The organism is Micromonospora sp. NPDC048935 (genome assembly GCF_043197875.1).
Classification (GTDB): Bacteria; Actinomycetota; Actinomycetes; order Mycobacteriales; family Micromonosporaceae; genus Micromonospora.
Window position 1 is genome coordinate 99,878 of record NZ_JBICTZ010000002.1, and the last position, 21,251, is coordinate 121,128.

The 21,251-nt window shown below is 72.3% G+C and carries 16 protein-coding genes; 7 read left to right on the forward strand and 9 right to left on the reverse strand.

From position 1 onward, the window contains the following. Position 1: 1 nt before the first annotated feature. Both ACGFIW_RS06750 and mfd read right to left on the reverse strand, forming a co-directional pair. Positions 2 to 808, reverse strand: coding sequence for a hypothetical protein (locus tag ACGFIW_RS06750; RefSeq protein WP_393311451.1), 807 nt, complete (start codon positions 806 to 808; stop codon positions 2 to 4). 151 nt (positions 809 to 959) lie between these two features. Next, positions 960 to 4,127 (reverse strand): transcription-repair coupling factor, encoded by a 3,168-nt coding sequence (gene mfd / locus ACGFIW_RS06755; RefSeq protein ID WP_393312726.1) that lies wholly within the window; start codon positions 4,125 to 4,127, stop codon positions 960 to 962. A 1,040-nt stretch (positions 4,128 to 5,167) separates the two neighbouring features. Between mfd and ACGFIW_RS06760 the strand changes: the two genes are divergently transcribed. Continuing rightward, a complete protein-coding gene (locus ACGFIW_RS06760) occupies positions 5,168 to 6,079 on the forward strand; it encodes a cyclase family protein (protein WP_393311453.1) in 912 nt (303 codons plus the stop codon). Between the two features lie 193 nt (positions 6,080 to 6,272). Next, a complete protein-coding gene (ppc, locus tag ACGFIW_RS06765) occupies positions 6,273 to 9,059 on the forward strand; it encodes a phosphoenolpyruvate carboxylase (RefSeq protein ID WP_393311455.1) in 2,787 nt (928 codons plus the stop codon). Positions 9,060 to 9,126: 67 nt separating this feature from the next. Here ppc and ACGFIW_RS06770 read toward each other — a convergent pair whose 3' ends face one another. Continuing rightward, complete coding sequence (locus ACGFIW_RS06770) at positions 9,127 to 9,969, reverse strand: hypothetical protein (RefSeq protein WP_393311457.1); 843 nt, start codon at positions 9,967 to 9,969, stop codon at positions 9,127 to 9,129. Between the two features lie 54 nt (positions 9,970 to 10,023). Between ACGFIW_RS06770 and ACGFIW_RS06775 the strand changes: the two genes are divergently transcribed. Next, entirely contained in the window at positions 10,024 to 11,187 is a 1,164-nt protein-coding gene (locus tag ACGFIW_RS06775) for a DNA recombination protein RmuC (RefSeq protein ID WP_393311459.1), read from the forward strand. Positions 11,188 to 11,196: 9 nt separating this feature from the next. On the opposite strand, the gene ACGFIW_RS06780 is transcribed toward ACGFIW_RS06775, so the two are convergent. Both ACGFIW_RS06780 and ACGFIW_RS06785 read right to left on the reverse strand, forming a co-directional pair. Beyond that, positions 11,197 to 11,631: a hypothetical protein gene (locus tag ACGFIW_RS06780; protein WP_393311461.1), complete on the reverse strand. Its 435-nt coding sequence runs from the start codon at positions 11,629 to 11,631 to the stop codon at positions 11,197 to 11,199. A 40-nt stretch (positions 11,632 to 11,671) separates the two neighbouring features. After that, on the reverse strand, positions 11,672 to 12,658 hold the full coding sequence (locus ACGFIW_RS06785; protein ID WP_393311463.1) for a 4-hydroxy-3-methylbut-2-enyl diphosphate reductase: 987 nt from the start codon (positions 12,656 to 12,658) through the stop codon (positions 11,672 to 11,674). A gap of 166 nt (positions 12,659 to 12,824) precedes the next feature. Between ACGFIW_RS06785 and xseA the strand changes: the two genes are divergently transcribed. Together xseA and ACGFIW_RS06795 are read left to right on the forward strand one after the other, a co-directional pair. Further along, positions 12,825 to 14,039 carry an exodeoxyribonuclease VII large subunit gene (gene xseA, locus ACGFIW_RS06790; RefSeq protein WP_393311465.1) on the forward strand — a complete coding sequence of 405 codons (1,215 nt, stop codon included), beginning with the start codon at positions 12,825 to 12,827 and terminating at the stop codon, positions 14,037 to 14,039. Between the two features lie 45 nt (positions 14,040 to 14,084). Next, positions 14,085 to 14,306, forward strand: a complete 222-nt coding sequence (locus ACGFIW_RS06795) for an exodeoxyribonuclease VII small subunit (protein ID WP_030328827.1) — start codon at positions 14,085 to 14,087, stop codon at positions 14,304 to 14,306. 43 nt (positions 14,307 to 14,349) lie between these two features. On the opposite strand, the gene ACGFIW_RS06800 is transcribed toward ACGFIW_RS06795, so the two are convergent. Continuing rightward, positions 14,350 to 15,198 (reverse strand): hypothetical protein, encoded by an 849-nt coding sequence (locus ACGFIW_RS06800; RefSeq protein WP_393311467.1) that lies wholly within the window; start codon positions 15,196 to 15,198, stop codon positions 14,350 to 14,352. A 191-nt stretch (positions 15,199 to 15,389) separates the two neighbouring features. Next, positions 15,390 to 16,037 carry a DUF4245 domain-containing protein gene (locus ACGFIW_RS06805; RefSeq protein ID WP_393311469.1) on the reverse strand — a complete coding sequence of 216 codons (648 nt, stop codon included), beginning with the start codon at positions 16,035 to 16,037 and terminating at the stop codon, positions 15,390 to 15,392. A 159-nt stretch (positions 16,038 to 16,196) separates the two neighbouring features. Between ACGFIW_RS06805 and glpX the strand changes: the two genes are divergently transcribed. Both glpX and ACGFIW_RS06815 read left to right on the forward strand, forming a co-directional pair. Next, positions 16,197 to 17,228 carry a class II fructose-bisphosphatase gene (gene glpX / locus ACGFIW_RS06810; RefSeq protein WP_393311471.1) on the forward strand — a complete coding sequence of 344 codons (1,032 nt, stop codon included), beginning with the start codon at positions 16,197 to 16,199 and terminating at the stop codon, positions 17,226 to 17,228. After that, positions 17,225 to 18,214: a DMT family transporter gene (locus ACGFIW_RS06815; RefSeq protein WP_393311473.1), complete on the forward strand. Its 990-nt coding sequence runs from the start codon at positions 17,225 to 17,227 to the stop codon at positions 18,212 to 18,214. Before glpX ends, ACGFIW_RS06815 begins: the two co-directional genes overlap by 4 nt. Positions 18,215 to 18,320: 106 nt before the next feature. On the opposite strand, the gene ACGFIW_RS06820 is transcribed toward ACGFIW_RS06815, so the two are convergent. Both ACGFIW_RS06820 and ACGFIW_RS06825 read right to left on the reverse strand, forming a co-directional pair. Continuing rightward, on the reverse strand, positions 18,321 to 20,207 hold the full coding sequence (locus ACGFIW_RS06820) for a hypothetical protein (protein WP_393311475.1): 1,887 nt from the start codon (positions 20,205 to 20,207) through the stop codon (positions 18,321 to 18,323). 65 nt (positions 20,208 to 20,272) lie between these two features. Continuing rightward, complete coding sequence (locus ACGFIW_RS06825; protein WP_393311477.1) at positions 20,273 to 21,241, reverse strand: NAD(P)/FAD-dependent oxidoreductase; 969 nt, start codon at positions 21,239 to 21,241, stop codon at positions 20,273 to 20,275. Positions 21,242 to 21,251: the final 10 nt, after the last annotated feature.

Consider the following 21,251-nt stretch of genomic DNA (forward strand, 5'->3'; position numbering starts at 1 on the left):
CTCAGCTGGCCGTGCCCTGGTCCGGCGCTGGGCCATCGACGTTCGGGGAGCCGGTCGACGGCACGGGCTCCGGGGTGGAGATGTCGGTGACCGGGCCGTCCTCGTTGATGAACGGCAGCGAATAGAAGATCAGCGACTGACCGTTACTCACCACCGACGGCACCCCGACCGCCCGGTAGCGCGGGTTGATCGACACGTCGACCCGATCCGCCTCCGCCTCCAGAGCGGTGCTGAGAGCGGTGGCGCTGCGCACGAAGCCACCGTCGCCGAACGCCTTACGAACGTCGGCCACCGACATGCCGCCGTCGATCGCCCCGGCCTTCGCGAGGGCGTTGTAGACGGCCATCAGCGAGTCGTCGCTCAGGTCGGCCGGGGGGAGCTGCTGGTTGAGCACCTGAAGCATGTCGATCCACTCGCCCCAGAGCGTGGCGTACTCGGTGCTGGCCGGCACCCGCAGGTTCTGTTCGAGTTGCTGCGGGGTGATCTCGTCGGGCACCTGCACGTTCTTCGCCGCCACGACCCGCTTGCCCAGATCCAGGCTGACCAGCAGGTCGACCACGTCCTGGCGAGTGATCTTGGAGCGCAACTGCTCCGGCGACGGCGACGCACCCGCCTGGACCGCCTGCTGCCGGACCGCCTCGCCGTACTTCGCCTGCACATCGGCGTAGATCGCGTCGACCCGGTCCAACGAGTAGGTGGTGTCACCGACGTACGCGGCGACGTCCGGCGCGGACCGGCCGCAGGCAGCGAGGGAAAGGACAGCCAGGGCCGCGACGCTGGCGGCGGCGATCACACGGCGAGCACGCATGCCCGTCACTCTCTCATGCCCCCGTCCGTGCGGTGACGGCCCCCACCGCACACCGGCCCCCGCCGCACGCTGCTGGTCCCCGCCTCACGTTGGCTTCCGCCTCACGTTGGCCCCCGCCCCGCGTTGGCCCCGCCCCACGTTGGCTCCCGCCTCACCCCGCCGCGACGGCGAGCGGGGCGGGAGCACCCAGCACATCGGAGAGCAGCTGCGCGCACCACTGGAGCAGCGCCTGATCACGCAACGGCTCGCCACCGACCCGACGGGTGCTCGGTCGGGGCACGCTGACCTGGTCGGTGGCCTGCTTGTAGACCGCGTCCGGGTGGTAGCGCTTGAGCCGCATCTGCTTGGAATCCGGCAGGGGCAGCGGGCCGAACCGCACGTGCTTGCCCTGCATGGACACGTCGGTCAGGCCGTACCGGCGGGCCAGCAGGCGGAACCGGGCCACCTCCACCAGGTTCTGCACCGGTGCCGGCGGCTCGCCGTACCGGTCGGTCATCTCGGCGACGACCTCGGTCAGCCGCTCCTCGTCGCGTGCCTCGGCCAGCTTGCGGTACATCTCCAGGCGCAGCCGTTCCACGCTCACGTAGTCGTGCGGCAGGTGCGCGTCGATCGGCAGGTCGATCTTGACGTCCGGCTCCTCCTCCGACCGCTCACCCTTGAACGCGGAGACCGCCTCGCCGACCATCCGCACGTACAGGTCGAACCCGACCCCCTCGATGTGCCCGGACTGCTCGCCGCCGAGCAGGTTGCCGGCGCCCCGGATCTCCAGGTCCTTCATCGCCACGTACATGCCGGCGCCCAGCTCGGTGTGCTGGGCGATGGTCGCCAACCGCTCGTGGGCGTGCTCGGTGAGCGGCTTCTCCGGCGGGTAGAGGAAGTACGCGTACGCCCGCTCGCGGCCCCGGCCGACCCGGCCACGGATCTGGTGCAACTGGGCCAGGCCGAGCAGGTCGGCCCGCTCCACGATCAGGGTGTTGGCGTTCGGGATGTCGATGCCCGACTCGACGATCGTGGTGCAGACCAGGACGTCGAACTCCTTCTCCCAGAAGCCGACCATGACCTTCTCCAGGGCATCCTCACCCATCTGGCCGTGCGCCACCGCGACCCGCGCCTCGGGCACCAACTCCCGCAGCCGCCGCGCCGCCCGGTCGATCGACTCGACCCGGTTGTGCAGGTAGAAGACCTGCCCGTCGCGCAGCAACTCACGGTGGATGGACGCGGCCACCTGCCGGTCGTCCTGCGCCCCGACGAAGGTGAGCACCGGGTGCCGCTCCTCCGGCGGGGTGGCGATCGTGGACATCTCCCGGATGCCGGTGATCGCCATCTCCAGGGTCCGCGGGATCGGGGTGGCCGACATGCTCAGCACGTCGACCGAGGCGCGCAGCGTCTTCAGGTGCTCCTTGTGCTCGACACCGAAGCGCTGCTCCTCGTCGACGATCACCAGGCCGAGCTGCTTGAACCGGGTGGCCGTCTGCAGCAGCCGGTGGGTGCCGATCACGATGTCGACGGTGCCGTCGGCGACCATCTCCAACGTCCGCTCGGTCTCCTTCGGGGTCTGGAACCGCGACAACTGCCGGATCTGCACCGGGAACTGGCTCATCCGCTCGGCGAACGTGTTGTAGTGCTGCTGCACCAGCAACGTCGTCGGCACCAGCACCGCCACCTGCTTGCCGTCCTGCACGGCCTTGAACGCCGCTCGTACCGCGATCTCGGTCTTGCCGTAGCCGACGTCGCCGCAGATCAGCCGGTCCATCGGGACGGTCTGCTCCATGTCCCGCTTGACCTCGTCGATCGCGGCGAGCTGGTCCGGCGTCTCCTGCCAGGGGAAGGCGTCCTCCAGCTCTCGCTGCCAGGGCGTGTCCGGGCCGAACGAGTGGCCCTTGGACGCCTTGCGCGCGGCGTAGAGCTGGATGAGCTGCGCGGCGATCTCCCGGACCGCCTTGCGGGCCCGCGCCTTGGACTTCTGCCAGTCCGAGCCGCCCATCTTGTGCAGGGTCGGCTGCTCGCCGCCCACGTAGCGGGAGAGCTGGTCGAGCTGGTCGGTCGGCACGAACAGGCGGTCGCCGGGCTGGCCCCGCTTGCTTGCCGCATACTCGATGACCAGGTATTCGCGGCTGGCGCCGTTGACGGTGCGCTGCACCAGCTCGACGTAGCGGCCGATGCCGTGCTGCTCGTGCACCACGTGGTCGCCGGCCTTGAGCTCCAGCGGGTCGATGGTGTTGCGCCGCCGGCTCGGCATCTTGCGCATGTCCCGCGTCGAGGTGCCCCGACCACCTGTCACGTCGTTGCCGGTGAGCAGCACGAAGCGGGACGCCTCGTCGACGAACCCGCTGGTCAGCGCGCCGCAGGCCACCACCACCTCGCCGGGGGCGGGCGCGGTCGGCACCTCCTCGGTCAACCGGGCACCCAGGCCGGCGTCGCGCAGCACCTCCACCGCCCGCTGGGCCGGGCCGTGCCCCTCGAAGACCAGCGCGATCGACCAGCCCTCACCAGCCCAACGCTTGAGGTCGTCGACCAGCCGCGTGGTCTCACCGTGGTAGAGCGGGGCCGGCTGGGCGGACAGGGTCACCGCGATGGCGTCATCCGGGGTGACGGTGGCCTCTTCCGGTGCGTCCTCCCAGGGCTGCCGCGTCTCGGTCGCCGTCTCCCCCTCGACCATAATTCGGCCTCCGCGCCGGGAGCCGGCACTCCGGACCGAATGAGGGTCGTCGACCAGGCCGAACGGGGACAGCGTCCACCACGGCTGGCCGAGCTGGCCGGCGGTGGCGCGCACCTCACCGAGGGTCCGGAAGGCAGCGGCGCCGACGTCCACCGGGGCCTGGCCGCCGACCGCGGCGGCGGCCCAACTGGCCTGCAAAAACTCCTCCGAGGTACGCACCAGGTCGTGCGCCCTCGTGCGGATGCGTTCCGGATCACAGAGCAACACGTGGGTGCCGGCCGGCATGGCGTCCAGCAGCAGCTCCAGCGAGTCGGGGCCGACCAGCACCGGCGCCAGCGACTCCATGCCCTCCACCGGGATGCCCTCGGCCAGCTTGTCGAGGATCTCGGCCAGCTCGGGGTGCTGCTCGGCGAGCGCGGCGGCCCGGTCGCGGACCGCCGGGGTGAGCAGCAGCTCACGGCAGGGCGGTGCCCAGAGCAGCGGGACCTGCTCGATGGTCCGCTGGTCGGCGACGGCGAAGGTGCGGATCTCCTCCACCTCGTCGCCCCAGAACTCGACCCGGGACGGGTGCTCGTCGGTGGGCGGGAAGACGTCCAGGATGCCGCCGCGCACCGCGAACTCGCCGCGCTTGGTGACCAGGTCGACCCGGGCGTACGCCATGTCGACCAGACGGTGGGCGACCTCCTCCAGGTCCGCCTCCTCACCCGCGGCGAGCTGCACCGGCTCCAGGTCACCGAGCCCCTTGAGCTGCGGTTGGAGCAGCGAACGGACCGGGGCCACGACCACCCGCAGCGGCCCGGTGCCACCGTGCGCGTCGGTCGCCTCCGGGTGCGCCAGCCGGCGCAGCACGGCCAGCCGCCGACCCACCGTGTCCGAGCGTGGGGAGAGCCGCTCGTGCGGCAGCGTCTCCCACGATGGGAAGACCACCACCTGCTCCGCAGGCAGCAGCCCACCCAACGCGGCGGCCAGGTCGTCGGCCTCGCGGGTGGTGGCGGTCACGGCGAGCACCGGCCGCCCGGCACCGTCGTTGTCCGCGGCGACCGCCGCGACGGCGAAGGGGCGCAGCGCGGCGGGGGCGGTGATGTCGAGGCCGTCGACCTGGGCGGCACCGGAGCGCGCCAGGTCACGCGCGCGGGTCAGCCCCGGGTCGGCCAGGGCGGCGGAGAACAGACCGGTGAGCAAGGGAAACCTTCCAGGGGAGTCGACGCACACGACGGCGGCCCCGCGTCCAGCCGGACGAGGGGTGCACGACGACAAGCCTATCCCCGCGCACCGACACACAACCCCTTCCGTCGAGGTCCGCGTCGCGTCGCGCTCGACACCCCACCCGCCCGCGCACCCCCGCCCAGGTCCGCGCCACGCCCTTCGCCCCTCACCCCTCACCGCCCCAAGATCCGCGCAACTTCTCGGAAACTGCTGCTTCCGGGGCGCGGGAGGCAGCAGTTTCCCCGATGTTGTGCGGATCTTGGGGGCGAGCGCGCACGTGACCGCCCCGGGAAGGAGGCGGGAGGGGCGCTCGCACTGCCGCCCTCGCGAGCCGCCTCAAGATCGTGCTCGATCCAGGATCTAGTGGCCTCCAGGGCTAGGGAACCCACTCTTTCCTGGATCGAGCGCGACCTTTTCCGATCGGGCGGCGCGAACCCCCGCCAGCGGAAGCGTGGATCTTGACCGGTGGGTGGTGTCTGTGGTCGGGTTTCGTGATGCGGCAGTGGCGGGCACAGTTCGACGCGCAGGTGAGTTTCGCCAACGGCGGCGGGCTGCGTACCGAGGAGTTCCGGCTGGACATTCCGGGTCCGGAGATCAGCGACGAGGACCTGGCGGCGTTGTTCGTCCGGCACCTCGGGCTGCTGATGGTCGCCGAGGTCCGGATCAGCGCGAAGACGATCATCGAAGAGCCGCACAAGGGTGGCCGGGGCGTCGCCGTCGAGGAGCGCGGCTCCGATCGTCGGCTTGTCGAGTTGAGCCACGTGATCAGCGACGGGATGATCACCCTGCCCGGCTGGCCGGCACCGCGGATCAGTGACTGGCTGACCTTCGCGGCGTCCCGGGCGAACTACGCGCCGGGCACCGAGTTCCACGTGGCCCGGATCGACATGATCGCCAACACCGGCACGTACCTGGACACCCCCGCCCACCGCTGGGCCGGGGGCGACGACCTGGCCGGGGTGTCACTGAGCCGCCTCGCCGACCTGCCCGGTGTGGTCGTTCGGGTGCCGGCCGGGACGCGGGCCGTGGACCGGCTGATGCTGGCGCCGTACGAGGTCGCGGGATGCGCGGTGCTGCTGCACACGGGGTGGGACGTGCACTTCGGCACCGAACGGTACGGCGCTCCGGAGGCGCCCTACCTGACCGGGGACGCCGCCCAGGCGCTGGCCGACGCTGGTGCCGCACTGGTCGGCATCGACTCGATCAACATCGACGACATGAGTCCGACGGCCGGCGGCGTACGCCCCGCGCACAGCACCCTGCTCGCCGCCGGCATCCCGATCGTGGAGCACCTGACCGGCCTGGACGCGCTCCCGCCAAGCGGGTTCCGGTTCACGGCGGCCCCACCGAGAGTGGCCGGCATGGGCACCTTCCCGGTCCGCGCCTTCGCCATCGTCAACCGCTGAACCCGCCAACCGCTGAGCCCGGCGATCACCCACCCACGCGGCGAGCAGCCCGAAACGGTGGTTGAGATCACGCCCGAAAACACCGCCCCGGGGGCAGTGGATCACCCGGGGGTCTCCAGACATACGGTGGGCGCGGATACCATCCAGTGAGTCGGACAGCGCTGTCCTTCGCATCCACGTGAGGGAGCGCACCGTGACTGACCAGCACGACCACGACGGCCCCGACGCCGCGCTGCGTGCCGACATCCGCCGGCTCGGCACCCTGCTCGGTCAGACCCTGGCCCGCCAGGAGGGTCGCCCGCTGCTCGACCTCGTCGAGGAGATCCGCGCCCAGGTCCGCACCGACGCCCCGGCGGCCGCCCAGCGCCTCGGCGGGCTCGACGTGACCACCGGCACCAAGCTGGCCCGCGCGTTCTCCACCTACTTCCACCTGGCCAACATCACCGAGCAGGTGCACCGCGCACGGGACCTGCGCCGCCGTCGCGCGGTGCAGGGCGGCTGGCTGGACCAGGCGGCCAAGATGATCGCCGAGCGTGGGGTGCCGGCCGAGGAGATCGCCAACGCGGCTCGCCGGCTGGCGGTCCGCCCGGTCTTCACCGCCCACCCGACCGAGGCGGCCCGCCGCTCGATCCTGTCCAAGCTGCGGGCGATCGCCGACGAGTTGGACACCGAGACCGCCAACGCGATCCTCTACGGTGCCAGCGACGAGGGCCCGGCCAACCGCCGCCTCGCCGAGCTGCTGGACCTGATGTGGCAGACCGACGAGCTGCGCCTCGACCGACCGGACCCGACCGACGAGGCCCGCAACGCCATCTACTACCTGCGCGACCTCTACGCCGAGGCCGCCCCGCAGGTGCTCGACGATCTGGCCGACACGCTGCGCACCCTCGGCGTGGAGACGTCACCGACGGCCCGGCCGCTGAGCTTCGGCACCTGGATCGGCGGCGACCGCGACGGCAACCCGTTCGTCACCCCGGCGGTCACCCGCGAGGTGCTGGCCATCCAGCACGAGCACGGCATCGCGGCCACCGAGAAGGCGATGGACCACCTGATCAACGAGGTCTCGGTCTCCCGCCGACTGCGCGGGGTGTCGCTGGACCTCTCCGCCAGCCTCGCCGCCGACCTGGACGCCCTGCCCGAGGTGGCGACGCGGTTCCGGCGGGTCAACGCCGAGGAGCCGTACCGGCTCAAGGCGCGCTGCGTGAAGGCGAAGCTCGCCAACACCCGGCAACGCCTGCGGCAGGGCACCGCGCACGTGCCGGGCCGGGACTACCGGGGCTCCGCCGAGCTGATCGCCGACCTGGACCTGCTGCGTGCCTCGCTGGCCCGCAACTCCGGGCAGCTCACCGCCGTCGGCCGGCTGGCCTCGACCATTCGTACCGTCTCCGCGTTCGGCCTGCACCTGGCCACCATGGACGTCCGGGAGCACGCCGAGGCGCACCACGCGGTGCTCGCCCAGCTCTACGAGGCCGTTGGCGAGGTCTCCGACTATCCGGCGCTGAGCCGGCTGGAACGCACCAAGCTGCTCGCCGACGAGCTGACCGGGCGGCGACCGCTGTCCACCCTCGACACCCCGCTCTCCGAGCCCGCCCGCAAGACGTTCGACGTGTTCAGCACGATCCGGGAGGCTCAGGACCGGTTCGGCAACGAGGTCATCGAGTCGTACATCATCTCGATGACCATGGGCATCGACGACGTGCTGGCCGCGGTGGTGCTGGCCCGCGAGGCCGGCCTGGTGGACGTGCACAGCGGGCGCGCCCGGATCGGGTTCGTGCCGCTGTTGGAGACCCCGGCCGAGCTCAACGCCGGCGGCGAACTCCTCGACGACCTGCTGTCGCTGCCCGCGTACCGGGCGCTGGTGCGGGCCCGGGGCGACGTGCAGGAGGTCATGCTCGGCTACTCCGACTCCAACAAGGAAGCCGGGATCACCACCAGCCAGTGGTCGATCCACCGGGCGCAGCGCGCGCTGCGCGACGTGGCCGCCCGGCACGGGGTGCACCTGCGGCTGTTCCACGGCCGGGGCGGCACGGTCGGGCGTGGCGGCGGGCCGACGCACGAGGCGATCCTCGCTCAGCCGTACGGCACGTTGGACGGCGCGATCAAGGTGACCGAGCAGGGTGAGGTGATCTCCGACAAGTACACCCTGCCGTCCCTGGCCCGGGAGAATCTGGAGCTCACCCTCGCCGCGGTGCTCCAGGCGACGCTGCTGCACACCGCGCCGCGGCAGCCAGCCGAGATGCTGGAACGCTGGGACGCCACGATGGATGTGGTGTCCGAGTCGGCGTACCGGTCCTACCGCTCGCTCGTCGAGGACCCGGACCTGCCGGCGTACTTCTGGGCGTCCACCCCCACCGAGTTGCTCGGCGCCCTGAACATCGGCTCCCGGCCGGCGAAGCGCCCGAACACCGGCGCGGGGCTGTCCGGCCTGCGGGCCATCCCGTGGGTGTTCGGCTGGACGCAGACCCGGCAGATCGTGCCGGGCTGGTTCGGCGTCGGCTCCGGGCTGGCCGCCGCCCGCGAGGCCGGTCTGGCGGACGTGCTCGCCGAGATGCACCGCAACTGGCACTTCTTCCGCACGTTCCTGTCGAACGTCGAGATGATGGTGACCAAGACCGACCTGAGCATCGCCCGCCGGTACGTCGAGACCCTGGTCCCGAAGAATCTGCACCCGATCTTCGAACAGATCGAGCAGGAGTACGAGCTGACCAAGCGGGAGGTGCTGGCGGTGACCGCCTCACCCGCCCTGTTGGAAAACTCGCCGGTGCTCCAGCGCACCCTCGCCGTGCGCGACACCTACCTGGAACCGCTGCACCATCTCCAGGTGGCGCTGCTGCGGCAGTACCGGGAGTCCGGTGCCGCCGGGCGGGCGATCGCCACCGCCCCGGGTGGCCGACGCGCACCGAGCGACGGCACCGCCCTGGAACGCGCACTGCTCACCACGGTCAACGGCATCGCCGCCGGAATGCGCAACACCGGCTGATCAACAGGTACGAGAACGGGCCCCGGTCGCTGCGACCGGGGCCCGTTTCCGTAGGTGTGAACGACGGTCAGAAGTCGCCGCCGCCGAAGTCCCCACCCCCGAAGTCACCGCCACCGAAGTCACCGCCACCGAAGCCGCCGCCGCCGAAGTCCCCACCAGCGTAGTCCCCACCGAAGTCGCCGCCCTGGTCACCGCCGGCGAAGTCGCCGCCGCCGTCGCCGCCGAAGTCCTGGTCGTCGCTGCCCTGGTCGACTCCGTCGCCGAAGCCCTCCTGGTAGCCGGCGTCGTAGCCGTACCCGGGGTCGGCGAAGGCGGGCGAGAACAGCGCGTCGGCGATCAGGATGCCGCCGAGCACACCGGCGCCGGCGCCCAGCGCCGTCTTCCACCACGGCGTCGAATACCAACCGGCCGGCACCGGCCGACCCTGGTAACGCCCACCGGGGTAGTAGTAGGGCGTTTCCCGGCCGGGTTGCGGCCCGGCCCGGAAGGTCTGCCCCTGCACGTCGACCTCGCGCTCCTTGGTGAGCTGCCCGACGCCGCGTGCGGCGGCCAGCGTCGGCACCTCCGGACCAGGATCGATGCCCAGCGCGGTACGCGCCGCCCGGATGTACGCCAGCCCCTCCAGCGCAGTCTCCCGCGCCAACCCGAACTGGTGCGGCGTACGCGCCTGCTCCAACTGCGAGCCGGCCGCGTTGTAGCGCTCACCGGCATCGGCCAGCGCCTGGCGTACCGCTGGATCGTCGCCCTGCAGGTTCATCAACTGGCCGCCGAGACGCTCGTACCACCGCTGCGCCTCCGCGCGGGCGTCGCCGAGCGCGGTGCGTTGGCGGGCGCCGGCCTGGGCGCGGACGAGCGCCGCGGCGCCCAACGCGCCGACCACCACGACGGCGAGGCAGAGCACAAGTTCCATGACAACGAACGTACCCCCGGCCCGCACGTCGTACCGGTCTGGCAAGCTCCGGTGATGGACGTCTCGACCCTGCTCCTGGTGATCGTGTGCCTCGGTGCCGGCGGGGCGGTGGGCTGGCTCGCGGCCCGGTCCCGCTCGGCGGCCGACATCGCCCGCCTGGACGCCACCCTGGCCGCCACCCGGGAGGGCGAGGGCCGGCTGGAGCAGTCGATGCGGGCTCTGAGCTACGAGGCCACCGCGCAGTCCCAGGAGGCGGTGGCCCGGGCTGTCGCGCCGCTGCACGACACCCTGCGCCGCTACGAGCTGCGGGTGGCCGAGCTGGAGCACGACCGGGTCGACGCGTACGCCGAGCTGCGTGAGCAGGTCCGTTCGATGACCACGGTCTCCGGTGAGCTGCGCACCGAGACCAAGCAACTGGTGGCGGCGTTGCGCGCGCCGCAGGTGCGGGGCCGCTGGGGCGAGCACCAACTGCGCCGGATCGTCGAGGCGGCCGGGATGTTGGAGCACTGCGACTTCTCCGAGCAGGTCACCGCCGCCACCGACCAGCAGGTCGTCCGACCGGATCTGGTGGTCCGGCTGCACGGCGGCCGTTCCGTCGTGGTGGACGCCAAGGCGCCGTTCGACGCGTACCTGACGGCCATGGAGGCCCGCGACGAACGCGGCCGGGACACCCACCTCGACGCGCACGCCCGGCACCTGCGGGGGCACGTCGACGCGCTGGCCGCCAAGTCCTACTGGTCGGCGTTCGACAACTCACCCGAGTTCGTGGTGCTGTTCATTCCGGCCGACACGTTCCTCGACGTCGCGCTCCAACGTGACCCGACGCTGCTGGAGCACGCGTTCACCCGCAACGTGGTGCTGGCCACGCCGGCCACGCTTGTCGCACTGCTCCGGACCGTCGCCTACTCCTGGCGGCAGGAGGCGCTGGCCCGCAACGCGCTCGCGGTGCACACCCTCGCGCGGGAGCTGTACGGTCGGCTCTCCACGCTCGGCGACCACGTGGGCAAGCTCGGGTCGTCGCTGGCCGGGGCGGTGACCGCGTACAACCGGGCGGTCGGGTCGTTGGAGGCCCGGGTGCTGGTCAGCGCGCGCAAGCTCGCCGAGTTGGGCGTCTCGGACGACGAGTTGGCCACGCCCGCGCAGGTCGAGTTGACGCCCCGGCAGCCGCAGGCACCCGAGCTGGCCGATCCGGCCGACGACGAGGTCACGACCCGCTAGCGCGGGTGTTCAGGACCGGTTGGCGTTCGACACGACGAATGGGGTGCCCTGCTGGCAGGTGGTCATCATGCCGGGCTCGGCCCGGCCGGTGACCTCCACCCGCGCACCGGGGGTCAGCACGTCCCGCGGCCCGCCGAGGAGCAGGTAGCCGTCGAGCAGTACGCAGTTGGGCTCCACCCCGCCCTGCACCACCCCGGACAGGGTGGTGGCCCGGACCCCCGGGGGCGTGCTCGGACCGCCCGGTTTCGGGCGCGACGGCACGCCGGTCGGTGCGGGGTCGACGATCGACGGCGTGCCGGACGGGTCGGGCGTGGGCTGGCCGGTCGCCGACGGCGTGCCGGTCGGCGTCGGCGGGGGGTTGCCGCGTCCGGCGTCCTGGCTGCCGCAGGCGCTCAGCGCCACGCAGACGGTCAGCGCGGAGACGGCGAGCCGAAAGGTCCTCATGCCGAATCTGACGTACGCCGGGCCGGGTTCGTTCCCGTGTTCAGCCGCGTGCCGCCGCGGCCTTCATGTCCCGCTTCAGCTCCTGCGGGAGGGAGAACGTGAGCCGCTCGTTGGCGGTGGTGATCTCCTCGACGTCGGCGAAGCCCCGCGCCGCGAGGTAGGCCAGCACCTCCTGGACCAGGTCGTCCGGGACGCTCGCGCCGGAGGTCAGGCCGACCGTGGTGGCCCCCTCCAGCCAGGCGTCGTCGATCTCGTGGGCGAAGTCGACCAGGTGGCCGGCGCGGGCGCCCGCGTCCAGGGCGACCTCGACCAGGCGGACCGAGTTGGAGGAGTTGGTCGAGCCGACCACGATCACCACGTCGCAGTCGGGGGCGATCTCCTTGACCACGTGCTGCCGGTTGGACGTGGCGTAGCAGATGTCGTCGCTGGGCGGGGACTGCAACAGCGGCAGTCGCTGCTTGAGCCGGGCCACCGTCTCCAGCGTCTCGTCGACCGAGAGCGTGGTCTGGGAGAGCCAGACGACCTTCTCCGGATCACGGACGGTGATCTTGTCGGCGCCGTCCGGGCCGTCGACGAGTTGGATGTGCGCGGGGGCCTCGCCGGCGGTACCGATGACCTCCTCGTGCCCCTCGTGGCCGATGAGCAGGATGTCGTAGTCCTCGGCGGCGAACCGCTTCGCCTCGTGGTGCACCTTGGTGACAAGCGGGCAGGTCGCGTCGATCGCCTTCAGCGAGCGCGCCCTGGCCTGCTCGTAGACCTCGGGAGCGACGCCGTGCGCGGAGAAGATGACGGTGGCTCCCTCCGGCACCTCCTCGTTCTCCTCCACGAAGATCGCGCCCTGCGCCTCCAGGGTCTGCACGACGTGCTTGTTGTGCACGATCTGCTTGCGCACGTAGATCGGGGCACCGTAGAGCTTCAGTGCCTCCTCGACGGTCTGCACCGCGCGGTCGACGCCGGCGCAGTAGCCGCGGGGCTTCGCCAGGAGCACGCGCTTGCCGGTCCGGGGAGTCGCCTCAGCCTCAGTCACCCCCCCATCGTACGTGCCGGCCCTCCCGCCGCCACTTCCGCCAAATCCCGCGCAACCCTGCCCCAAGCCCTCGATGATCATGAAGTTAGCGGCGCGACACGCCGTCGAACAGCGCGATAACTTCATGATCGACGGGGCTGGTGGGTGGGGTCCGTAGGGTGGGCGGGTGACTGAGGGGGCGCGGAGCAGCGCGGAGGAGCCTTGGCCGGTGCGGGTGGTCAGCCAGAAGGTGGGGGCGTGGATCGCCAAGCTCGGCTGGGTGTGGGTCGACGGGCAGGTGGCGCAGATCAGCCGCCGACCCGGGGCCAGCACTGTCTTCCTCACCCTGCGTGACCCGTCGGCCGACCTGAGCCTGACCGTCACCACCAACCGGGACGTGCTGGACGCCGGGGCGCCGGAGCTGCGCGAGGGCGCCCGGGTGGTGCTGCACGCCAAGCCGGAGTTCTACGCCGCCCGGGGCACGCTGAGCCTGCGCGCCGACGAGATCCGTCAGGTGGGGCTCGGGGAGCTGCTGGCCCGGCTGGAGAAGCTCAAGAAGCTACTCGCCGCCGAAGGGCTCTTCGACCGCGCCCGCAAGCGCCGGCTGCCGTTCCTGCCCGGCCGGGTCGGGCTCATCACCGGTCGCGCGTCGGCGGCGGAGCGGGACGTGTTGACCAACGCCCGGCGACGGTGGCCGGCGGTGCAGTTCCGCACGGTGAACGTGGCCGTGCAGGGCCCGTCCGCGGTGCCGCAGATCGTCGACGCGCTCAAGGTCCTGGACGCCGACCCGAGCATCGACGTGATCATCATCGCTCGGGGCGGCGGCGGCATCGAGGACCTGCTGCCCTTCTCCGACGAGGCGCTCTGCCGCGCGGTGTTCGGTTGCCGTACCCCGGTGGTCAGCGCGATCGGCCACGAGACGGACGCGCCGCTGGTCGACTACGTCGCCGACGTCCGCGCCTCCACCCCGACCGACGCGGCCAAGCGTGTCGTCCCCGACCTCACCGAGGAGGTACGCCTCATCGGTCAGGCCCGGCACCGCCTGGAACGGGCGGTGCGCAACCTGGTCGACCGGGAGACGCACCGGCTCGACGGGTTGCGGTCCCGGCCGGTGTTGGCCCGACCGCAGGTGATGGTGGAGCATCGAGCGACCGACCTGAGCGCGTTGCGCCAGCGGGCCGGCCGCTGCCTGGAGCACCGGCTCACCGCCGCCGACGACGACCTGCGGCACACCCTCGCCCGGCTGCGTGCGCTCTCCCCCGCCGCCACCCTCGACCGGGGGTACGCGATCGTGCAACGTGCGGACGGCCACGTCGTCCGCGCGGCGTCCGACGTCGGCAAGGGCGACCCGTTGCGGGTACGACTGGCCGACGGCGAACTGGCCGCCACGGTCGACGGCTGAGTGGCGACGCGGTGACCCGGCGAGGGGTGTGCTGAGATGGGTGCGATGACTGACGACACGAAGGCCGGGCCGGACGAGCGGCTCAGTTACGAGCAGGCCCGCGCCGAGCTGGCCTCGGTGGTGGAACGGCTGGAGGCCGGCGGCACGTCGCTGGAGGAGTCGCTGGCGCTCTGGGAGCGCGGTGAGGCGCTGGCGGTGATCTGTCAACGCTGGCTGGACGGCGCGCGGGCACGGATCGACGCCGCCCGGCAGGAGCCCGCTTCCTGACCGACCGCCGGTGGGGCGGCCGGAGCCGCCCCACACGCGTACGTCAGTTGAACAGGCTGTACAGCTCGGCCGGCGCTTCCACGACCTGGTCCGCCGGCGGCTTCTGGGCGGCGGTGGCGGCACCGTAGTCGGAGTACGTCATCTTGATCTCCTGGGCGGCGGTCTGCCCGGCTGCCGGCAACTGCAACACCAGCTCACTGAGGCGGCCCTGCGCGTCCACCTTCGCGGTGAAGGGAACGGTCTTCGCCTGGGTACCCAGCGCGGCGATCGTGGCGGCGTTCAACGAGCCCGCCTCGGCGGCCTTGCTGACGTCGATGGTGCCCGCGTACGCGCCGGTGCCGGTGCTGCGTACCTCGGTGATGCCCTGGGTCAGCACCGCGCTGCCGGCCGGGTCGACCTTGTCGAAGTCGAAGCCGAGATTGCGGTTGCCCTTGATCCGGGCCTGGTCCAGGTGCTGGTACTTGCCGAGGTTGAGCTGCTTGATGGCGGGCAGGCTGTCGGCGGTGGGGCCGGTCAGTTCCAGCTTCACCCAGCTGTCCGGCTTGTAGTGGATCACGTCGAGCTTCATGGCCAGGTCGGACGAGGGGCCGCCGATGGCGAACTTCATCGCCGCGCTCTGGCTCGGCTGGTGCACCTGGCCCTCGGCTGTCGAGCCGGCGCCAGCGAGAGTGAACCGGAAGTTGCCGCTGCTGATCTCCTTGGTGGAGTCGAGCAGGGCCTGCTTGGCGTCGCCCGCCGCCGGAGCGCCGGACGCGCTCGCCGTGCCGGACGCGGTCACCGTCGGGGTGGCGGTCGATCCGGCGGTGCCGGTCCCACCGTCGCCGCAGGCGGCCAGTGCGGGCGTGATCAGGGCAGCGGCTACCAGGCCGGCGCCGAATCGTCGGACAGTCATACGTGTCTCCCAAGGGGGTCACCCGACGGCCTGGACGGCGCCGGAAACCGGGCGACGCGGCAGCACCGTCGGCCGCGCCGCGCGATCCGGGCCGAGCAGCGCACCCGGATCACTCCCTCTCTGTTCCCTGTTGACGGGTCGGACAATCACCCTTCTGTCCGGTTGCCCTCCGCGACCACCACCGGGCCTGGTCAGCGCAGCGAGCCGGCCAACTCGCGTAGTTCGTTGTCCCGGGCGTCGCCGATGACGATCACCGTGCGGGACGGCTCCAGGAGGACCAGCGCCTGCTGGTTGCCCCGGGCCGTGTAGAGCTGCCAGGTGCGCCCGGCCAGCTCGGTCGGGCCCCGGGGCTGCCCCTGGTCGGTCAGCTCGGCGGGGAGCAGCCGCTCCGCCGGCACACTGCTCTGCAAGAGTTGCAGGCCCCGCCCCTCCGGTGTGAGATAGCCGATACGCAGGTTCGCGCCGCCGTCGACGCTCTGGTAGCGGGCGCTCACCGTCGACCATTCGGGGCTGAGCCCCTCCGGCTGGCTCACCGGAAACACGTTCGCCGACCGGGCCTGCTCGATGGCCGGGGCTGGATCGACTGTCGTGGCCTGGTCACCGCCGAGGAAGCCGCGATAGAACGCCAGCAGCAGCGCGATCGGGACGAGCAGCACCAGCAAGGAGATCGCCATGTCCTTCGGCGACCGCTCGGATTTGGCGGGTCGTACTCCCGGCGGTGGCGTCGGCTCATCGCGGGCGGGGTCACCACCGGGGCCGACGGGGACGTCGGCCGGCGGCTGACCGTCGGGCGGCGTGCGGTCGGCGGGTACGCGGTCGGCTGGCTGTGCGGGCTCCACCCCTCCATCTTCGCAGCCGCCCGACCGGCGGTATCCAGGCCATCACCGCCCCGCGCCAACCCCGGGTCGGCCATCGTGTGAGGATCAGCGACAGAGCCGGCAGTGGGGACCGCCCCGCCGCCGGTCGTCCCCGCACCGTCGCGAGGAGGAGCAGCCGTCATGACCAACACCAGGACGCGGATCCCACAGGATCTCGACCGAAACCTCGCCCTCGACCTGGTCCGGGTCACCGAGGCAGCCGCGATGGCCGCCGGCCGGTGGGTGGGCCGGGGCGACAAGGAGGGCGGCGACGGAGCCGCCGTCGACGCCATGCGCAAGCTGATCAACTCGATCCAGATGCGCGGCGTGGTGGTGATCGGCGAGGGCGAGAAGGACAACGCCCCGATGCTCTTCAACGGCGAACACGTCGGCGACGGCACCGGCCCCGAGGTGGACGTCGCCGTCGACCCGGTCGACGGCACCACCCTCATGAGCAAGGGCATGCCGAACGCCGTCGCCGTGCTCGCCGTCTCCGAGCGGGGTGCGATGTTCGACCCCAGCGCCGTTTTCTACATGGAGAAGCTCGCCGTCGGGCCGGCGTACGCCGATGTGATCGACATCAACGCCGGGGTGGCCGAAAATCTGCGCCGGATCGCGAAGGTCAAGGGCACCGACGTGTCCGAGGTGACGGTCTGCGTGCTGGACCGCAGCCGCCACGACGACCTGGTCACCCAGATCCGCCGGACCGGGGCGGGCATCAGGTTCATCTCCGACGGCGACATCGCGGGCACCATCGCGGCCGCCCGGGGCGAGTCCGAGGTCGACGTGCTGATGGGCATCGGCGGCACCCCGGAGGGCATCATCTCCGCCTGCGCGCTGAAGTGCATGGGCGGTGCGATGCAGGCCAAGCTCTGGCCCCGCGACGAGCAGGAACGGGAGAAGGCGCTCGCCGCCGGGCACGACCTGGACCGGGTGCTGTCCACCGACGACCTGGTCACCGGCGACAACTGCTTCTTCGTGGCGACCGGGGTCACCTCCGGAGATCTGCTGCGCGGAGTGCGGTACCGGGCCGGCGGCGCGTACACCCAGTCGATCGTGATGCGGTCGAAGAGCGGCACGATCCGGGTGATCGACTCGTACCACCGGCTGGAGAAGCTGGCGCTCTACTCCGCTGTCGACTTCGACGGTCGGCCGCTGGCCGAGCAGGAGTGATCACCACCGGCGCCGCGACACCGCAGGCCATCTCCGCGACCCGCCGAATCGCCGGTGTCGCGTTGGCGTCGGCCTCCGGGGTCGCGGTGGCGGTGCAGTCGCGGATCAACGGCGAGTTGGGGGTACGCCTGGCCGACGGGTTCGCCGCCGCGGTGGTCTCGTTCGGGCTGGGTCTGCTGGTGCTCCTGGTGCTGGTGCCCGCCACCCCCGGCGGGCGACGTGGCCTGGTCGGGGTGCGGCGCGCGCTCGCGACGGGCACGCTGCGGCCGTGGCAGTGCCTCGGTGGCATGTGCGGGGCTTTCCTGGTGGCTTCCCAGGGCCTCACCATCGGCACGTTGGGCGTGGCGGTGTTCACCGTGGCCGTGGTAGCCGGCCAGTCCGGCAGCAGCCTCGCCGTGGACCGGGCCGGCATCGGTCCGACCGGCCGGCAGCCGGTCACCCGGCAGCGGCTGGCCGGCGCGGTGCTCACCGTGCTCGCGGTCGGCCTGGCCGTCGGTGACCGGCTCGGCGCTCCGGGCACGCTGGCGCTGGCCCTGCTGCCGCTGGTCGCCGGGGTGGGCACCGCCTGGCAGCAGGCCGTCAACGGGCGGGTCCGGGCGGCGGCCGAGAGCGCGTTGACCGCCACACTCGTCAACTTCGCCGTCGGCACGGCCACCCTGCTCGTCGCGTTCGCCATCGACATCGCGGTACGCGGTTGGCCGACCGGCCACCTACCCAGCGAGCCGTGGCTCTACCTGGGCGGCCCGATCGGCATCGTGTTCATCGCGATCGCCGCCGCGATCGTACGGTTCACCGGGGTGCTGCTGCTCGGCCTGGCCACCATCGCCGGCCAGATCGTGGGGGCGGTCCTGCTGGACCTGGTGCTGCCCACCGCGGCCTCCCACCCCGGTGTGAACACCCTGCTCGGTGCAGCACTGACCATGGTGGCGGTGCTGATCGCCGCGCTGGCGCCACCGGCCCCCCGCGCCGACCAACCCGCGCGCTGAACGCCCCACGCCCCCCCGCGCCGAACGCCTCACGCGCCGACCAACCCGTGCCCTGGGCACCCGGCACGCCGACCAACCCCCGCGCTCGCGGCTCCGCGCGGAACGCTCAGTCCGGCGGGAGCTGCAACGGGTAGGGCGGCCGGAGTTGGGCCGGCGCGGGCGGCGGGAACTGCGCCGGCGCGGGCGGATCAGGCACCGCCAGCGGGCGCGAAGGGTCGGGCACCGCCAGCGGGCGCGAAGGATCAGGCACCGCCAGCGGTCGCGAAGGGTCGGGTGCATTCGGGTAGGTCGGGTCAGGCACCGCGGGCGGGCCCGGAGGGTAGGGCGCGGGCGGACAGGGCCGGCCGTACGGCGCGGGCGGATAGGGCCACCCTTGCGGCGCGGGCGGATAGGGCCCGTGCGGCCCGGGCGGGTAGGGCGGACGCGGCGGATGCCGGCGCTCGTACGCGCGGGTCGGGTCGACAAGCCCGGCGATCCGGATGGCCAGCAGCACGCCCGGCACCGTGCCCAACAGGGCGAGCGGCACCGCGATCCGGGTCTGTGGTGGGGTGCCGTGCAGCCAACCGATGAGCGGCAGCCAGGCCAGGAAGGCGGTGAGCAGGAGCCCGATCAGCGCCCCTGTGATCCATCGGCCCAGCGCCCCCTGGTAGGAGGCCCGGACGATCAGACTCACCGCCGTCAGGAGACACGCCGGCAGGACGACGAGCAGCAGGGCGTTGAACGTCGAGTAGTCGTCGTTGCGCTCCCAGGCCAGGGCCAGCACGATCCCGGCGGACAGCATCACCCCGCTGCCGGCGACTCCCCACCAGCGTGGGCCTCCGCCGCGCCGGATCGCCAGGTGGGCGGCGAGCACGGTGACCGCGACGGCCAGGGTCAGCGAGAGCGCGAAGGCGAGGAAGACGTCGGTGTCGCGGTCGTCGGGTCCCTCGGGGCCCAGCATGGGTGGATCGTCCGAGCGGACGTCCAGGGTGGTCTGCTCGCTGGGGAATCCGGCACGTCGCCAGCCGCCGTCCGATCCTCGGCGCAGGAGGCCGTCGCGACCGTTGGCGACCAGCACCTCGTGGCCGCCGTCGGCCACGGGATAGACGATCAGATCGCGGGAGGCGAAGTGCCGACGGATGTCGCCCGGGTTGTCGAACCGACGGGCGAACGCCTCGCGGCGCGCGTCCGACATCTCCCAGGCCACCCGCCACGTCGCACCGGCGTCGTCGCTCTGTTCGACCCGCAGGTGGTCGGGGACCGCCCGGTAGCACCGCCGCGGCTCGGCCGGCACGCACGCCTGCCGCTGCCCGACGCCCGGACGGGACAGCCGCTGTTCCTCGCCGTCGTCGGCGGGTCGCCAGCTGGTCCCCCGGTCCGTACTGACCGACCACCGGCCCTCGGCTGGCTGGGTCGGCCAGGATCGGTCGTCGTAGCCCGAGCCGATCGAGGCCGCCGGCTGACCATCGAGCAGGGCGGTGCCCACGGCGTAGGGGTAGCGCACCACGCTTGTCGCGGCCACCGCCAGCACCGCCGGCGGCAGCACCACCAGCAGCCGGACCAGCCGGGCGGTCCGTTGCCGCACCGGTCGGCGACGCGCTCGCGTCCAACTCCACCAGGCCAGGCCGAGTGCCGGCAGGGTCAGCAGGTCGGTCCGGTCGGCTCGGACGAGGGACGGCCCGGCCAGCACGGTCCAGCCCGACGAGGCCAGTTCGGCGGCGTACCCGCTGGATTTGACGAGCGCGAACCCGGCGCCCACCACGACCAGACCGGCCAGCGCGGCGGCCCGGGCCGGCAACCGCGGCACCAGGAGGGTCAGCAGCACCGCGACCAGTGGCGGGGCGAGCACCAGGCCGGCGACGTCGCTCAGCTTGCCGGTCAGCGGGCCGGGGAAGGCCGGCTTCAGGACGTGGTCGTTGACCAGCAGCAGCACCAGGGCGAGCAGGGTGCTGGGGTGGCCGAGCCAGGGCAGGGTGGTCGATGCGCCGTCCTGGCGTGCCGCGGGACCGGTCATCCTCCCAGGGTCGGGTCGACCCGTCTCGATCCGGACACGGATCGATGCGGGTCCGATACCGACGGTCAGCCGGCGTCCGAGGAGTGCCCGGGGAAGAGGTGGGCGCTCGGGTCGATGGCCACCGCCGCGTTGTTGACCGCCGTCGCCGCCTCGCCGAAGCCGGTGGCGATCAGGCGCACCTTGCCCGGGTATTCGGTGATGTCACCCGCCGCGAAGACCCGGGGCAGGTTTGTCGCCATCGCGCTGTCCACCAGGATGTGCCGGCGGTCCAGCCGCAGCCCCCACTCGGCGAGCGGGCCCAGGTCGGCGGTGAAGCCGAGCGCGGCGACCACGGTGTCCACCGGCAGCGTCTCGGTGGCACCGCCGTGCACCCGCACCTCGGCGGCGGTCACGGCACCCTCCCCGAACAGCCTGGTGACCTCGGCGTTGACCACCACCCGCACCGGCAGGGAGAGCACCCGGGCGACAGTCGAGGCGTGCGCCCGGAATTTCTCCCGGCGGTGCACGAGGGTCACCGAACGGGCCAGTGGTTGCAGCGCCAACGCCCAGTCGAAGGCGGAGTCGCCGCCACCGACGATCAGCACGTCGTGGTCGGCCAGCTCGGTCGGCTCGGTGACGAAGTAGACGATCCCGGTGCCGGGAGCGCCGTCGGCGCACGGCAGGGGTCGAGGGCTGAAGCTGCCGAGCCCGCCGGTGACCACGACCGCCCCGCACGCGAGCTGCTCGCCGCCGGCCAGGCCGAGCACCGGAAGACCGTCGGCGTACGACAGTTTCTCGGCACGGGTGTTGAGCAGGTATTGAGGCGCGAATGGGGCGGCCTGTGCCACCAGGTTGGCCACCAGATCCCGGCCCTTGACCGCGGGAAAGCCGGCCACGTCGAGGATCAACTTTTCCGGGTACATGGCGGTGACCTGGCCGCCGGGCTCGGGCAGCGCGTCGATGACCGCCACCGACAACCCTCGGAACCCGGCGTAGTACGCGGCGAAGAGACCGGCCGGACCGGCCCCGATCACGGCGACATCGACCTCGCGCATGGCGTACCGT